Source organism: Pseudodesulfovibrio piezophilus C1TLV30, from assembly GCF_000341895.1.
GTDB lineage: Bacteria > Desulfobacterota > Desulfovibrionia > Desulfovibrionales > Desulfovibrionaceae > Pseudodesulfovibrio > Pseudodesulfovibrio piezophilus.
Map to the genome: position 1 here is coordinate 2,688,499 of NC_020409.1, position 14,951 is coordinate 2,703,449.

At 52.5% G+C, this 14,951-nt stretch carries 14 protein-coding genes; 7 read left to right on the forward strand and 7 right to left on the reverse strand.

Going from position 1 to position 14,951, the window contains the following annotated elements:
* Positions 1–6: 6 nt before the first annotated feature.
* From rpiB to BN4_RS12615, 5 genes are read right to left on the reverse strand one after another with little or no spacing between them, the layout of a single operon-like run.
* Complete coding sequence (gene rpiB, locus BN4_RS12595; protein ID WP_015415788.1) at positions 7–447, reverse strand: ribose 5-phosphate isomerase B; 441 nt, start codon at positions 445–447, stop codon at positions 7–9.
* Positions 448–465: 18 nt separating this feature from the next.
* Positions 466–780: a hypothetical protein gene (locus tag BN4_RS12600; RefSeq protein WP_015415789.1), complete on the reverse strand. Its 315-nt coding sequence runs from the start codon at positions 778–780 to the stop codon at positions 466–468.
* The gene (locus BN4_RS17275; protein WP_015415790.1) at positions 780–1,655 is read right to left on the reverse strand and encodes a hypothetical protein; all 876 of its coding nucleotides are present in this window, start codon (positions 1,653–1,655) and stop codon (positions 780–782) included. The genes BN4_RS12600 and BN4_RS17275 overlap by 1 nt, the downstream gene beginning before the upstream one ends.
* On the reverse strand, positions 1,652–3,409 hold the full coding sequence (locus tag BN4_RS12610) for a tetratricopeptide repeat protein (protein WP_015415791.1): 1,758 nt from the start codon (positions 3,407–3,409) through the stop codon (positions 1,652–1,654). The genes BN4_RS17275 and BN4_RS12610 overlap by 4 nt, the downstream gene beginning before the upstream one ends.
* Before the next feature lie 14 nt (positions 3,410–3,423).
* Positions 3,424–4,503, reverse strand: a complete 1,080-nt coding sequence (locus tag BN4_RS12615; RefSeq protein ID WP_015415792.1) for a sigma-70 family RNA polymerase sigma factor — start codon at positions 4,501–4,503, stop codon at positions 3,424–3,426.
* Between the two features lie 254 nt (positions 4,504–4,757).
* Here BN4_RS12615 and BN4_RS12620 point away from each other — a divergent pair, with 254 nt between their 5' ends.
* Positions 4,758–7,169 carry a homocysteine S-methyltransferase family protein gene (locus BN4_RS12620; RefSeq protein ID WP_015415793.1) on the forward strand — a complete coding sequence of 804 codons (2,412 nt, stop codon included), beginning with the start codon at positions 4,758–4,760 and terminating at the stop codon, positions 7,167–7,169.
* Here BN4_RS12620 and BN4_RS12625 read toward each other — a convergent pair whose 3' ends face one another.
* On the reverse strand, positions 7,170–7,610 hold the full coding sequence (locus tag BN4_RS12625; RefSeq protein WP_231856538.1) for a methylated-DNA--[protein]-cysteine S-methyltransferase: 441 nt from the start codon (positions 7,608–7,610) through the stop codon (positions 7,170–7,172).
* 137 nt (positions 7,611–7,747) lie between these two features.
* The gene (locus BN4_RS12630) at positions 7,748–8,731 is read right to left on the reverse strand and encodes a TIGR01212 family radical SAM protein (protein WP_015415795.1); all 984 of its coding nucleotides are present in this window, start codon (positions 8,729–8,731) and stop codon (positions 7,748–7,750) included.
* Positions 8,732–8,920: 189 nt separating this feature from the next.
* Between BN4_RS12630 and BN4_RS12635 the strand changes: the two genes are divergently transcribed.
* The 6 genes from BN4_RS12635 to BN4_RS12660 all read left to right on the forward strand — a co-directional run bounded on the left by BN4_RS12635 (position 8,921) and on the right by BN4_RS12660 (position 14,836).
* Positions 8,921–9,964, forward strand: a complete 1,044-nt coding sequence (locus BN4_RS12635; RefSeq protein ID WP_015415796.1) for a rod shape-determining protein — start codon at positions 8,921–8,923, stop codon at positions 9,962–9,964.
* 8 nt (positions 9,965–9,972) lie between these two features.
* Complete coding sequence (gene mreC / locus BN4_RS12640; protein WP_015415797.1) at positions 9,973–10,863, forward strand: rod shape-determining protein MreC; 891 nt, start codon at positions 9,973–9,975, stop codon at positions 10,861–10,863.
* On the forward strand, positions 10,847–11,332 hold the full coding sequence (locus tag BN4_RS12645; RefSeq protein ID WP_015415798.1) for a hypothetical protein: 486 nt from the start codon (positions 10,847–10,849) through the stop codon (positions 11,330–11,332). The genes mreC and BN4_RS12645 overlap by 17 nt, the downstream gene beginning before the upstream one ends.
* Positions 11,316–13,190 carry a penicillin-binding protein 2 gene (mrdA, locus tag BN4_RS12650; RefSeq protein WP_015415799.1) on the forward strand — a complete coding sequence of 625 codons (1,875 nt, stop codon included), beginning with the start codon at positions 11,316–11,318 and terminating at the stop codon, positions 13,188–13,190. Before BN4_RS12645 ends, mrdA begins: the two co-directional genes overlap by 17 nt.
* Positions 13,180–14,292 (forward strand): rod shape-determining protein RodA, encoded by a 1,113-nt coding sequence (rodA, locus tag BN4_RS12655; RefSeq protein WP_015415800.1) that lies wholly within the window; start codon positions 13,180–13,182, stop codon positions 14,290–14,292. Before mrdA ends, rodA begins: the two co-directional genes overlap by 11 nt.
* 175 nt (positions 14,293–14,467) lie before the next feature.
* On the forward strand, positions 14,468–14,836 hold the full coding sequence (locus BN4_RS12660; protein WP_041720357.1) for a bactofilin family protein: 369 nt from the start codon (positions 14,468–14,470) through the stop codon (positions 14,834–14,836).
* Positions 14,837–14,951: the final 115 nt, after the last annotated feature.

Sequence of the window (14,951 nt, forward strand, 5' to 3'; positions counted from 1 at the left end):
AGTTTTTTATTTGGAGACAGTGTCAATGAGGTCGATGCGCCGCTGATGCCGGTCGCCACCGAAGTCCGTTTCCAAAAATGCCTTGAGAATCCCCAGCGCAACACCTTGGCCGGTGACTCGTTCTCCCAGACAGAGGATGCGAGCATCATTGTGCTCGCGCGACATCCGGGCGAGAAATTCGTTGGTGCACAGAGCCGCTCGGACTCCCATGCGGTTGGCGGTCATGGTCATGCCCTGGCCTGTTCCGCAAATGAGCACGCCAAGTTTTTCGTTGTCCGCCTTGATCTTGTCCACGACCTTGGCCGCGAACAGAGGGTAATCGCAGGAGTCGAGGCAGTCCGGGCCTTCGTCTTCTACAGTGTATCCCCAGTCCTGAAGTGCTTCTATAAGAACTTTCTTGAGATTGAAGCCCCCATGATCCGAGCCGATGACAATGGTTTTGCTCATATTGGATTTCCCCTGATGTTAGTCCTGATCCTTGCGGAGCGCGGACATCCGTTCTTCCCTGTCGAGTGCCAGCTCAGTTCTCAGGGTTTCGATTTCTTCCTTGAGAAAATCAATCTGCCTGAGGCTGAGTTCCTTCTCGTCCTTCTTCCCTCTCGGCGACTCGGCGAGTCGTCCGAGGATGCCATATTCCCGATTGAGTTCTTTTTCAAGTCTACTGATCTCGAAACGCGTCAGAACAGATTTGCCAAGCCATTTGACTTCAGCGGTCCAGGTTTTCAATCCCAGCAGAAAAACTTCCAGAACCGTTTCGTTCCCTTGTGTCGTCTCACTCATTATTTATCCTCATATGGGGCAGGAATATCTTTTTCATCCAAACGGTTGGAACCATAATCCAGGCGACGAAAAAGAATATCAGCCGGAAGTACCAGTTTGGTGGCCTTTTTCGGCCATGGTTTCACCTTAAGCTCTCGAGTCTTTATGCGCAAGACTCCTTTTTCTCCGTCGTCCATACCCAGTACCATTCTGGAAGGAAGAGGAACTTTGGCCGCGTTATTTTCATAGCGGTCGATCTCAAGTTTCCATGCACGAGCTGACTCATACCCATTGAGGGTCTTCCCCTCAAGTATAATCGGTTGTCCTGTCATGCTCAGGGTGAGACTGGATGTGTTTTCCCCATGGAAGGTATAGGTGAAGCCGTTCTCGACTGGGAGCACCTGAAGATATTCTTTGGGTATCAGCTCAGAGAAGTCTCCCATGATAACATGGCCCAATTGGGACAGGGAAAATGGGAACGGCATCCCCAGGCTGGTCGCACCGAGCATCGGGTTCGCGTGGGCGTAAGCTCTGTTTTCAGTGGGGTAGAAGACAAGCAGGCCTTTGTCATCTTCTCGGATATGGGCCAGAATCTTGCCGATGCCTGCGGCGACATCCATCCGCATGGGGCCCTCGAAATTCCCCCAGAGCGAGAGAACTGTCCGGTTGGTGCGCCGGACAGGGGTGAATCGTGTATAATACAAAGAGGCTTTGACCTGTATGCCGGAAGCCTTGGTCGGGACGCAATACTGCTGTCTGAATGCCTGCCATGTCGATTCCGGCAAGGCTTCCGAAGCCCCTGTGACTCGCTTGGGTGTGCAACCGGGAGCGAGTACCAGAAGGAGCATGACCACGGAAAGCGCGGTCTGCGACAATGTGCGCCTTGCAGTGATCATAGCGCGTTGAGTTTCTTCTTGATCCTGTCGCTGTATTTGGAATTGTACTTCAAGGATAAATTGTAGGCTCTGCCGGCTGATTTGACTTTGCCCATGGCGCTGGCAATATCCCCGTAATGTTCCCAGATGGTGGGATCACTGTCCATGATATCCACAGCAAAGCGGATATTCTCCCATGCTTCATCAAGTCGGTTCATCTTGAAAAAGACCCAGGCTACGGAATCGAGGATGTAGGGGTTGTCCGGTTCCAGCATCGCTGCCTTCTGTACCAGAACAAGGGCGCGGTCCAGATCCAGGTTCTCATCTGCAAGCATGTACCCTACAGAGTTGAGTGCTCCGGTATGGTCCGGGTGATCGTGAAGAATTGCCTCCAAGAGTTCCAGCCCCTCGGAACGTCGCCCTACCTGATCATAGATCATCGCCAGCGTGTAATTGAGATTGGGGTTGTCCGCCATGCGCTTCAGGCCTTCTTTGAGAACTTTTTCAGCTGCGGTCCAATTTCCCTGACTTTCAAAGAAGCTGGATTCGATAATGTAGAAGATAGGACCATCCGGATAGAGTGCTTTTGCCTTCCTGACAACGGCAAAAGCTTTTTCTTCCTGACCTTGCGCATGGTAAAGTTGAGCTTGAAAGCGGAGTGCGTGCGGATAAAGGCGGTCGTTCTCCTTGACTTTGGCGAGGTAGGCCAGAGCCTTTTCCTGATCGTTTTCACCTTCGTTGGCTATGACCGCTTTGTTGAAGAAGTATTCAGCGGGGATCTCTCCGTCGCTGGTCAGCATATCCAGTACGGTTGAACCCTGGGCATAGAATTTGTCATTGATGAACATGAGTGCTGCATCAAGGATAAAGCTTTTGGACTGGGGACCTTCCAAGGCCATGGTCAACGCACGATCCGGGTTGTTCAGTTTGAGGTTAACGTTAATCAAACGCAAACGTACTTCGGGGAACGGGTCGCCGTTGGCGAGAATGCTTGTATATGTCTTTTCGGCCGCGACATAGTCTTTGATCATGTCATACTGGTAGGCCAGTTCTACCATGGCTTCAGTAAAATCCGGGTCCATGGCGACAGCTTTACGCAGGTTGTTGATGGCGGCTTTACGCATCTCCAGGTTGCCCTGTACTCGTCCCATGGCATAGAATGTGTCTGCCGTGCGTTTGGCATCCGGTATGGCTTTGAGTTGATCGAGCGCTTCAGCGTCCTTGCCCGCATCCATCAACATCTGTCCCAACCGTTCACGTGCCGGGATGTCGTTCGGGTGCCGTTTCAGGTATTGGCTCATGACATCAATGGCAGCATCGGCTTCATTGTCGACAATATATGAATTGGCCAGATAAATGGTCAGGATCTGATTGTCCGGGAATTGGGCCAGACCTTCTTTGAGAGCCATGCGTGAACGAGTGGCTCCACTTGGATCATTCCAGAACAATCCCGCTTTTTCCAGGTAGAGCTGTGGAGTCGGAGTCGCTTTCAGCAGATTATTCAGGGCTGCCTCTGCACGAGCTTTGATTTTGGCAATTTCCTTTTGTGAGATCTTGTTGCCCTTGGCATCGGCTTCGTGGCGTTGCAGGCGTTGCAATTGATCTTGATAGACCAGGTAATCGTAATCCAGTTCCGCACTCTCTGACAGCGGACGTGGCGACGGCAACGGAGCCCTGGTCCGTGTTGAACATGCGGTCAGGCCCAAGAGGGCGAGGGTGATCATTGTAGCGGCCAAAACAGTGTTGGCGGGCAAACGGTGTGTCATGTGTGGCATATGGGTTCCTGTTCCTAGTCGTGCTCCAGCACCCAGTCCTTGGAGAAGTCCTTGACCTTGTCAGTCATGAACTCGCGTATTTTGGCGAGCAGGCGTGCCTCAATTTGGCGCACACGCTCTCTGGTCACCTCGAACCGTTCTCCTATCTCCCGCAAGGTAATCGGGTCTTCGGAGAGCAAACGGTCATCAAGAATAGCCAGTTCCTTTTCATTCAGTTTCGGTCGGATCGCCTTGATGTTCTCCAAAAGGAGTTCCACAAGCTGATCGCTGGCGATGGTATCCTCAACTCCCGGTCCAAGGGAAGGGAGAAAATCCATCTTGGTCGCATCGGAATCTTCTCCGAGTGGCGTGTTGAGCGACATGTCATTTTTCGAGAGCCTCTGGTCCATCTCTTCGATTTCAGTTTCACTGACTCCAAGCGATTTGCTGAGCGCCTCTGTGGTGGGGTCGAATCCCATGGTCTGGAGGCGCTGGCGTTCCTTGTTCAGATTATAGAACAGCTTGCGCTGAGTCTGGGTGGTGCCCACCTTGACCATGCGCCAGTTGTCCATGATGTATTTCAGGATGTATGCCTTGACCCAGAAGGCGGCGTAGTATGAAAACTTGATGCCTTTTTCGGGGTCGAATTTGGTCACTGCCTTGAGTAACCCCACATTGCCCTCCTGAATCAGGTCCAGGGCGTTTTGCATCCAGCGTCGCTGGAAATCCATGGCAATCTTGACCACGAGGCGCAGGTGTGAAGAGACGAGCTTGAAAGCCGCATCCTGATCGTTCTCGTCCTGAACCCGTTTGGCGAGAGCGTACTCTTCCTCTGGCTCCAGCATCGGGAAACGGGCTATCTCCTTGAGATAGAGCTGCAGGGGATCGCGGACCCTGACTTCCTTGGATGTCTGGGACTGAAAGGCGGGAAGCCTTTTTTCCACGGGCGCAATTTTGGCCGGGGGGCGGGATTTCTTTGACTCGGCTTCCAGGTCTGCGAGGACTGCGTCGTCAAGCTCCGGTTCATCGGAGTCCGTTTTGTCGAGTTCGGAATCCATGATCTCCGGTTCCACTACTTCAGTGTGTTTGGCTGTTTTTTTCTCGGTAGATGGCATGCTTTTATTTGTCGGGTAATTTTGGTACCCGCTTCAATACTAATTATAAGAATAAGAAACTGACATTATAGTTTTTGTTTTTACTTTTCAATGTTTTTCCCTCTGTGCAAGGTTGTGCAGGAAACTGCTCATCGTCAAGAGGTTGTCAATCGGCCTCTGTGAAAAGTACTTGATTTTAAGGTCGTCAAAGACTATATTTGAATATCTTGATATACGAATTAAACAGCCCGTCAAGGGCGTTTCAGGAGAGTAACGTGCCCGATTTCAGGTCAATTCTTCGTGATGACAAGGTCTATTTTTTCGATGGTGGCTATGGCACCCTATTGCAGGGCAGAGGGTTGCCAGCCGGACTTTCTCCCGAGCTTTGGGGGCTTGAGGCTCCCGATATCATCCGTTCTGTTCATCAGGATTATCTGGATGCTGGTGCCGATGTTCTGACCACGAATACGTTCGGCGGATCTCGGCCGAAACTTGGTTCGGCTGTGGACCCGTATAAGCTGAACCGGACGATGACGGAGATTGCTCGTCAGGTTGCGGGAGAAAAAGCTTTTGTCGCTGCTTCGATAGGCCCTACAGGACATTTTGTCGAGCCGTTGGGCGATCTGACCTTCCGTGAAATGGTCGAAATTTTCAAGGAGCAGATCAAAGGTTGTGTGGACGGTGGTGCCGATCTGATCCTCGGTGAGACGCATTTCGATTTGGCTGAAGCCAAGGCTGTGGTTGTCGCGGCACGACTGGTCTGCGACCTGCCTGTTGCCTTGTCCATGACCTTTGAAGGGACGGCGTCGCTGACAGGAACTTCTCCCCTGACCTTTGTCGATACCATGCAGAATATGGGGGTTGAACTCATCGGGACTAATTGTTCGGCCGGTCCGGAGCAGATGCAGGAGACGTTGCGTTCATGGGCGCCTCGACTTGAAACACCCACCTTTGCCGAGGCCAATGCCGGATTGCCGGAGTTGGATGATGATGGAAACACATCCTTTCGCCTTCCACCTGATCCGTTTGCCGAACAGGCCTGTCGGTTTGTTGATCTTGGTGCCAAATTTATCGGGGGGTGTTGCGGCACCACGCCGGATCATATTCGCGCGCTTCGCGCCAGAGTCGGTGATGCCTCCTGGGTGCGTCCACGGAAAACTGACAATGCCCAGTTGGTGTTGACCTCACGAGCTGTGTCCGTTCCCATTGGGTTTGACCATCCCGGTGTTATCATCGGTGAGCGGATCAATCCCACTGGCAAGAAGCTCCTGACAGGCGAATTGCAGGAGGGGATATTCTCCGAGGCATTGCGTTTTGCTTCCGAACAGGTTGATCTCGGAGCGCCGGTGCTTGATGTCAACGTGGGAGCACCCATGGTGGACGAGACTGTGCTGTTGCCCGATTTGGTCAAGACATTGTCCGGTCGGTTTCCTACCCCCTTGTCCATTGATTCCAATGATTCTGCTGCGATAGAGGCCGGGCTGTGGGTGTATCCCGGTTCGCCTCTGGTTAATTCCATCTCCGGGGAATCCGGTAAGATGGAAGAGCTTGGCCCCTTATGTAAACTGTTTGGTGCTCCTTTTATCTTGCTGCCCATTGTTGGTAGCAAGCTTCCGGTGACTGCCAGCGAGCGGTTGGTGGTAATCGAAGGACTGCTCAAGGAGGCCGATAGGCTCGGTATCCCAAGACGACTGATCATGGTGGATGCGCTCGCGCTCACGGTTTCCTCCAAGCCGGAAGCGGCTCGCCATTCGCTGGATGTCATGCGCCATTGCCGCGATGAATGGGGGCTTGTCACAACTATTGGATTGTCCAATATCTCCTTCGGACTCCCTGCACGAGAACTTCTCAATTCCACATTTCTTTCCCTTTCCATGGCGTCCGGGCTGTGTTCGTTCATTGCCAACCCGAACTCGGCCCGCCTTCAAGAGGCGTTGCACACGACCGAAGTGTTATTGAATCGTGACCCGCAGGCCGAGCGGTATATAGGGAAATTCACTGACTGGACAGGAGGGGAAGGTTCCCAGGCCGCCCCAGCTGCCAAGACAGGGGATGATACCGGAGGGCTGCCCCCGGTACAGGCGGCCGTGATCAAAGGTGACAAGGATGTTATTGTCGCTTTGGTGGAAAAAGAGTTGGACGCAGGCAAGGCTGCCATGGCTGTTGTCAACGACCTTTTGATCCCCGGCATCCTGGCTGTGGGTGAAAAGTATGAGCGCAAGGAATATTTCCTGCCGCAATTGCTTCGGTCTGCCGAAACAATGCAGACTGCCTTTGCCAGGCTCAAGCCGCTTTTGGAAGAAGATGAAACCGCAGGAGCCAAGCCTGTTATTGTCATGGCGACAGTCGAAGGTGATATTCACGATATCGGCAAGAACATCGTCTGTCTGATGTTGAAGAATTACGGTTTCGAGGTCGTCGACCTCGGCAAGGATGTCAAGGCCGAGGTTATTGTCGAGGCCGCGATCGAAAATAAAGCATCCGTCATCGGTCTTTCCGCCCTCATGACAACCACCATGGTTCGCATGGAGGATACCGTCAATCTTGTCAGAGAGCGTGGCATGGATACCAAGGTGATCATCGGCGGAGCCGTTGTCACGGAAAAATTCTGCAATGCAATTGGCGCGGATGGCTGGTCCACCGATGCCATTGCAGCGGTCAAGTTGGCCCAGCGGCTCACGCAATAATCATGTCTTGGTGATATAATCGAAAAGAGAGGGCTGCCTGATTGGTGGCTCTTTCTTCTTAAGCAGTTCCGCTCCACCTTCATGCTTTAGAAGAAAAGCCTTCATTTCCAGCCCGCCTGTGGCGCTGAAACCGGTCAACGCCCCATTGCTTCCGACCACCCGGTGGCAGGGATAAAGCAGAGGAAACGGATTGCGCCCCATGACTCCGCCCACTGCCTGCGCGCCGCCGGGACTGCCCACCGTGGCGGCAAGTTCTCCATAGGTGGTAAGAGTGCCGTGTCGAACGAGCGCCAAAGCATCGAGAACCGCCCGTTGAAAGGGGGTCAGGGCGGAAAAGTCCAGGGGAAGATGTGGCCAGAGGGGAACTTCGCCCGCGACATACCGAAGCAGGGCTTCTTTGAGAAGGCTCCCCTCGCGGCTCAGTGTCGGAGATTCCTTCACAGATGCACTCCACATGATGTCAATGGCACTTATCAATCCGTCATTCCAGTGAAGGGACAATGCCAGTGGCGGGGCTTCAATATGCTCAATGAGGGGGGATGCGGTTCCCTTCTCAGTGTCAGTCCGAGCAGAAGGGATCATGCGGGATTGAGTGTGTAATCGGGGGAAAACCATTCCGGTGGTCCGGCTTCTGCTCCATTGTTTTTGCCCTGCCAGACATTGTCCATCATAAAATGGTTTCGGACTGCATTATGGAGTCCGCGCATGTTGGCTGCCCAGTCAGGGGCTACCAGTTCTCCCTGGGAAGGATTACCGTTGAGTCTGTGAATGACTGTGGTCGGCTTGAGAAGCATGAGGGCGTCCGAAAGCTGAGAGAGATATTCGTGTTGGGTGAGCGGAGTGTAGTTCCCTTCGTTATACAGTCGTTCAAGGCCGGTTCCACGACAGACGTAAAGGTTGTGAAATTTGATGCCGTGAATAGGCAAGCTGTTGAGCATGCGCACGGAAGCGAGAAGCTCGGCTCGGCCTTCGCGCCCAAAAACAGTGGGCAATCCTGCAATGACATGGGCCACGACCTTGAGGCCGCGACTGGCTGCCGCGTGTGTTGCTTCGGCAAAGGCGCAGGCGTCATGTCCTCGGTTGATATGGGTCAGGGTTTCGTCCGAAGCAGACTGGAGGCCGAGTTCAAGCATGACTTCGGAAAGCCCGAGATATTCCTTTTGTTCGGCAAGGAGGTTAAGCTTGTCATCATCAAGACAGTCCGGGCGGGTGCCCAGGCTCAGTGATGTCAAGCCAGGCAGTCCGCGTAACTGGGCGCAAGTGCCGGCGAGCTTCGCCAAGGGACCGTGGGTATTGGAATACGATTGTAGGTAAGCCGTGAACAGAGATAATCCGTTTTTCCGAGTGTGAATGTCTCTCCAGAATTGCCATTGTTCGGGAATACTCATACCTTCGTTGCCGAAGCCGGAGCCAGATCCTTTGGGGTTACAGAAAATGCATCCTTCGGTTGAAAGCGTGCCGTCTCTGTTCGGGCATGAGTATCCTGCGTCCAGAGGGATTTTCTGGACGCGTTGGCCGTGTCTTTGACGGGTATATGCGGAGAGTGAGAAGTAGCGTGGCATGATATTTTTAGAAAAAGTCGAGAAAATATGCTCAAACAGTGTCCAGCGTATTGCCTGGTGCGGTTACATTTGGTACTCATCTTCAACTGAAATTACACGCTAGCGTACTTCCGGGGCATTGGGAAGTCGCTTGGACGCATAGAATTTTGTATCGTATACTGAATGAATTTCGAATGGAACGGGGGGTAAATGGGTAACCTGCTCAACAGAATTATAGGTTCTTTCTCGAATGACCTCGCCATTGATCTTGGGACAGCAAACACGCTGGTCTATGTCAAAGGTAAAGGCGTCATGCTGTCAGAACCGTCCGTGGTCGCGGTGAAAAAAGATTCCCGCGGCGGAAAAGCAGTCCTCGCAGTGGGGGCTGAGGCCAAGAAGATGCTTGGTCGTACACCGGGAAACATCGTCGCCATTCGACCCATGAAGGACGGCGTTATCGCCGACTTCGAGGTCACCGAGGCCATGTTGCGGCATTTTATTTCCAAGGTTCACAACTCTCGTCGTCTGGTGCGACCTCGTATCATGATTTGCGTGCCTACCGGGATCACCCAGGTGGAAAAACGCGCGGTCAGGGAATCTGCCCAGTCTGCAGGAGCCAGAGAGGTCTACCTCATCGAGGAGCCGATGGCCGCTGCCATTGGGGCCAATCTGCCCATTACTGAACCGACCTCAAACATGATCGTTGATATCGGGGGTGGCACCACCGAAATCGCGGTTATCTCTTTGTCCGGTATTGTTTACGCTCGATCTGTTCGTATCGGTGGAGACAAAATGGACGAGGCGATCATGCAGCATGTCAAACGTAAGTATAACATGCTTATCGGTGAGTCCACTGCCGAGCAGATCAAGATTCATATTGGTTCCGCATACCCGTTGGGTGATGAAGAACCGATCATGGAAGTCAAAGGTCGTGATCTCGTGACCGGTATCCCGCAGAATCGTCCCATCACTGCCGAAGAGGTCCGCGAGGCCATTAGCGAGCAGGTGGAAGGCATTGTGCAGGGAGTGCGTATAGCACTGGAGCAGACTCCGCCCGAGCTGGCTGCCGACATTGTTGACCGTGGTATCGTTCTCACTGGTGGTGGCGCGTTGCTTAAGGGGCTGGATCAGCTTCTGCAACACGAGACTCAGTTGCCGATTACCGTTGTTGAAGATCCGCTCACGGCTGTCGTGCTCGGTTCCGGCAAGGCATTGGACAACATTGATCTCTACAAGGATATCACCACGGATTAGGTACCAGCGTGAAAAAGCCCAAAAAGATCGCCGTCGTGATCGTCGCGGGGCTCTTCGTGTACCTCTTCATGTACACCTGGAACCTGCGCACCGGGCATTTGGACGCCCTTTCCAGTTATACCGGTCTCGATATCTCCGGCTTTATCCTTCGCCCAGGCATCTGGGCGAATGAGCAGGTTGTGGGGTTTTGGGAGCGGTATATCTATCTTGTCGGCCTCAAGCAGAGGAACGACGAGTTGACAGCGGAAAATGCCCGGCTTCAAAGGAAGAGCATGCTCCTTGGCTCGCAGGCCCGGTCCGCAACCCGTCTGGAGAAGATGCTTGACTTTGTGCCGCCTCAAAACTGGAACTTCAGTGGAGCGCGGGTCATTGCGCATCGCATGGGACCGGCTGGGGTGTTGGCAACGTTGACAGTGGACAAGGGGAGCGTCAACTCTGTCGAACCCGATATGCCGGTGGTTTCCCTTGAGGGGATTGCCGGACGTATTCTCAATACCGGAGCTCTCACTTCCACTGTGCTTCTGCTCACGGATGCCAACAGTCACATCGCTGTTATCGGCGAGAGCAACCGCTCGCCGGGCATGTTGACAGGCATGGGCTATGGAGAGCCGCTCCGGCTCCGTTTTGTCAATCTCAATGCGATAATCGATCCGGGAGAGATTCTGCTTTCATCCGGTTTATCCGGTATTTTTCCCAAAGGCTTGCCGGTTGCTCGAGTGACCAAGGTCCAGAGGTCTGATATCTCGCTTTTCCTGACCATAGAAGCTGAACCGTTGGTCAATGTGGCGAAGTTGGAAGAAGTCGTGCTCCTGCGCCGTGCTCCTGTTGATTTTTCACCTGCGGTCAGGTCGGAATCCATTCAACAGGGGGAGGCAGAGAGCAGTGCTGCAATCAGGTAGTCTTCTCGCTTTTCTTTGGTGGACTGGATATACCATCGTGGGTGTCTGGGCACAGAAATACGTGCCCGGCATTGATTTCTTTGCATCAGGTATAGTTCTTTCTCTCCAGGAGCAGAGTGGACATCGAACTCTCTGGTTGGCCTGTCTCTGGATTCTCTTGCTGGAGGGTATGGGGAATCTGCCATTTGGGTACGGGGTCGCGTGGTATGGTTTGCTTTTTGTCTTTTACATCCTTGGGCGATGGCTTTTCGAGAGGCGTTCCATTCTTTTCATGTGTTTGCTTGGATTGGGCTTGGGCTGTCTGCATATCATCCTTTCCTATAGTCTCACCCGGTTGGCAAACATGGCGGTTCCCATGCATAGTGTCATGATTGAGGGCGCGTTGCAGGTCTTGATTTTTCCGGTCATATGGCTGTTGGCTGATTGGCTGTACCCCAAAAGACTGAGGCAGGATGTCAAACCTTTATAATCAATCCGATCAGCAGCCGCCTCGATCAGGGCTTATTCTTCTTCAAGCGTTGATCCTCGGGCTTTTTTGCCTTTTTTCCATTCGTCTGTGGTACCTGCAAATCCATCGTGGTGAGGAGTATGCGCTCAAAGCCAAGGAAAACCAATTGCGTCAGGAGGCTGTTTTTTCGCCTCGTGGGTTGATCCGTGATCGCAATGGAGACTTGTTGGCCGTTAACGAACCGGCATATGCTCTGGGGCTTGTCCGTGAAGATTGCCATGATATTGACAAGACTCTGCATCAGGTTGCCATGTGGACCGGAGAAAAATTTGATGACCTCAAAGCCATTTACGTAAAAAAGCGTCCACGCGTAAAACAGTTTGAGCCGCTGATTCTCATACCGGATCTCTCATTTCACCAACTGGCCCTCATCGACGCCAACCGCCTTCGTTGGCCGGGATTGGAAATCCAGGTTCGGCCCAGGCGGCAGTATCGTTATGGGAAGTTGTTGGCGCATGTGCTCGGATATGTGGCGGAAGCCAATGAAGAAGAAATGGAAAAAAGGCCTGAGCTTGCCCTTGGTGATTATGTCGGGAAGCAGGGGATTGAGCTGATGCTTGAGGATCGTATGCGCGGCGCCAAAGGGCTGACGCAGTTCGAAGTGGATGTCAATGGCCGACGGCTGAAGGAGCGGGTTCTGAAACACCCCAGAGCCGGGCATGAAATTTCCTTGTCCATTGATCTTGAATTGCAGAAGCTCGCCATGGATTGGTTGGATGAAGAGGCCGGTGCCGTGGCGGTCATGGATGCGGATACGGGGCAACTTTGGGCTTTGGCAACTGCGCCTTCCTATAATTCCAATGACTTTGCATCAGGTCTTTCCTCGGCTCAATGGGCTACTCTCCGTGATGATCCGCTTCACCCCATGCAAAATCGGGTCATTCAATCTATCTATCCTCCCGGTTCGGTGTTCAAGCATGTGGTGGCCGGTGCCGGTCTGCACTTCGGAGAGATTGATCCGGAAGAAACGGTTCATTGCTCGGGGTCGGTCAAGCTCGGTAGGCACGTTTTCCGCTGCTGGAAAAAAGGTGGCCATGGACATGTCAACATGGAGCGGGCTTTGGTTGAATCCTGTGACGTCTATTTTTACAAGATGGGTAAAAAGATCGGCGTGGATCATATGAGCGAATTTGCCAAGGCATGTGGTTTCGGGCAGAAAACCGGTATTCGATTGCCACATGAGAAGTCTGGTATCATTCCCACTGACAAATGGAAGCGAAAACGGTTCGGCGAAGGATGGCAGGGCGGCGATAATCTCAATATGGCCATTGGGCAGGGGTATACCCTGGTGACCCCGCTTCAGGTCGTGCGCTTTTTCTCCAGTCTTCTCAACGGCGGGAAGTTGCTCAAACCGTTATTGGTCAAGGACGAGAAAACTGTGGTCCAAGGGCAAATACCGCTGACGAATACGCAGCTCGGCCTGCTTCATCGTGCTCTTGTGAGGACAGTGGATGACGTTCATGGGACGTGTCGCAGGATTCGAACAAAAGGGGTCGTGGTCGGTGGCAAGACGGGGACTGCCCAGGTTGTGCGATTGACGGATGATCTCAAGGAACTCAAAGACGACGAGATTCCGTATAAATTTCGTGATCATGCCTGGATGGCCGCAACCGCAGAAAAGGATGGCAGACGTTTTGCCATTGTTGCCCTGGTAGAACATGGTCTGCATGGTGGGTCCGGGGCTGGTCCCATTGTCAAGGCTGTCATTGATTATCTTTTTCTGAACAAGGTTCGCAAAAAGCCTGAAGCTATGAAAGCCAAGGCCAGGGCTGCCCGCTTGCTGACACGCAGTTCCGTGAGGAAGGCTCATGCCAATTGATAGACGGCTTCTTTTCTATATTAACTGGCCACTCCTGGGCGTGGCCGTCATTCTGTTCCTGCTTGGAGCGCTCAATCTGTATTCTGCCAGTGGGTACAGGTTGGAAGAGGGCATGAGTATCGCTCCCTATTTCAACAAACAGTTGATTTGGGGGCTGATGGGACTTCTGGGCATGGTTGTTTTCATGTTCTTTGATTATCGCCATCTCAAAACCATTGCGTGGCCGCTTTTTTGGGTAACAGTTTTGTTGCTGGTCGCGGTGTTCTTTGCAGGAAAGACCATTTACGGTGCGAAACGGTGGCTTGATCTCGGTTTCATGAATTTCCAGCCAAGTGAACTTGCCAAAATTTCGATTTTGATCATTGGCGCGCGAATCCTCTCCAAGGAGAGAGAGCCTCTTGATTTTCTGCGGCTAATTTATGTTCTCTTTGTGGGCATGGTCCTGGCTGGGTTGATCATTAAGCAACCGGACCTCGGTTCCGGTCTTTCCATTATTATGATTCTTGGCGGAATGATTCTGTATCGTGGTGTGACACCGCGAGTTTTCAAGACTGCGCTTTTTCTGATACCCGCGACACTTCCGATGTCGTGGTTCTTTCTGCACGATTACCAGAAACAGCGCATCATGACCTTTTTGGACCCCACGACCGATCCGCTTGGAGCTGGATATCATATTATTCAATCCGAAATAGCGATTGGGTCCGGAGGTTTCTGGGGGAAGGGGTTTCTTGAGGGAACCCAGTCGCAGCTCCGGTTTTTGCCGGAAAGGCACACTGACTTTGCAGTGGCCGTTTTCGGTGAAGAATGGGGCTTTGCCGGGACTATGTTACTTTTGTCACTATTCTGTTTTTTTCTCTATCAAATGGTGCTCATTGCACGGGACGCCAGAGGTCTCTTCGGAAGCTATCTTGCGGCAGGCGTGTTCTTCTATTTCTTCTGGCAAATCCTTATAAATACGGGTATGGTCCTCGGGCTTATGCCAGTGGTTGGTATCCCTCTTCCATTCATTAGTTATGGGGGAAGCGCAACCCTGGTGAACTTCTGTCTCGTCGGGCTTGTGCTTAATGTGTCAATGCGTCGTTTCCTTTTTAAACAAGGATAGACAGGTCTGTTCCCAGAGGCTGGAAAGATTGTGATTCTTGGCGGTTTAAGCATGGAATTTCGGTTTTACCCAGTTGGATACAGGCCCCCCTGCTGTCATAGGAGCATTCGGGGGATTGCGACTCGTTGAGTGGGAGCCTCTGTTTCATAAACCGGATTGTGAGGAGCGCGTTTTCATGGCGAGAGACGAAATCAACGCCTTTTTGGGCGCAGGGACTAACTACCAGGGAAAGCTGCACTTTCAGGGAGCAGTTCGTATCGATGGCAATTTCCGGGGGGAGGTTGTTTCAGATGGGACACTGGTTGTCGGTCAGGAAGCCGTAGTGGAAGGACTTATTCGAGTTGGACAACTTGTTCTTTCAGGGAATATCCAGGGAGAAGTCGAAGCCGCGACCAAAGTTGTTTTGCATAAGACGGCTAACTTGCAGGGGAATATAAAAACTCCTGTACTTGTTGTCGAGGAAGGCGCCGTTCTGGAAGGCCAACTCGACATGGGGAGCCTCGGTTCATCCGCTCCCATCGTATCTGAAGAAGAGTCCGATTAACATTTTACAGCGCGTCAAATTGCTGTCTTAGGAAGCGTGTTAAAGGCAAAAAGCCTTTGACACGCGGCTTAAAATTACGTAATTGGCAGTGACTTTGCGCCAAAATTCACAACCT

Bases quoted from the DNA above. Each gene is read 5' to 3' on its own strand.
- BN4_RS12600 (WP_015415789.1), bottom strand. From the start codon at position 780: ATGAGTGAGACGACACAAGGGAACGAAACGGTTCTGGAAGTTTTTCTG.
- rodA (WP_015415800.1), top strand. From the start codon at position 13,180: ATGCCAATTGATAGACGGCTTCTTTTCTATATTAACTGGCCACTCCTG.
- BN4_RS17275 (WP_015415790.1), bottom strand. From the start codon at position 1,655: ATGATCACTGCAAGGCGCACATTGTCGCAGACCGCGCTTTCCGTGGTC.
- BN4_RS12635 (WP_015415796.1), top strand. From the start codon at position 8,921: ATGGGTAACCTGCTCAACAGAATTATAGGTTCTTTCTCGAATGACCTC.
- BN4_RS12660 (WP_041720357.1), top strand. From the start codon at position 14,468: ATGGCGAGAGACGAAATCAACGCCTTTTTGGGCGCAGGGACTAACTAC.
- BN4_RS12630 (WP_015415795.1), bottom strand. From the start codon at position 8,731: ATGCCACGCTACTTCTCACTCTCCGCATATACCCGTCAAAGACACGGC.
- rpiB (WP_015415788.1), bottom strand. From the start codon at position 447: ATGAGCAAAACCATTGTCATCGGCTCGGATCATGGGGGCTTCAATCTC.
- mrdA (WP_015415799.1), top strand. From the start codon at position 11,316: ATGTCAAACCTTTATAATCAATCCGATCAGCAGCCGCCTCGATCAGGG.
- BN4_RS12615 (WP_015415792.1), bottom strand. From the start codon at position 4,503: ATGCCATCTACCGAGAAAAAAACAGCCAAACACACTGAAGTAGTGGAA.
- BN4_RS12610 (WP_015415791.1), bottom strand. From the start codon at position 3,409: ATGCCACACATGACACACCGTTTGCCCGCCAACACTGTTTTGGCCGCT.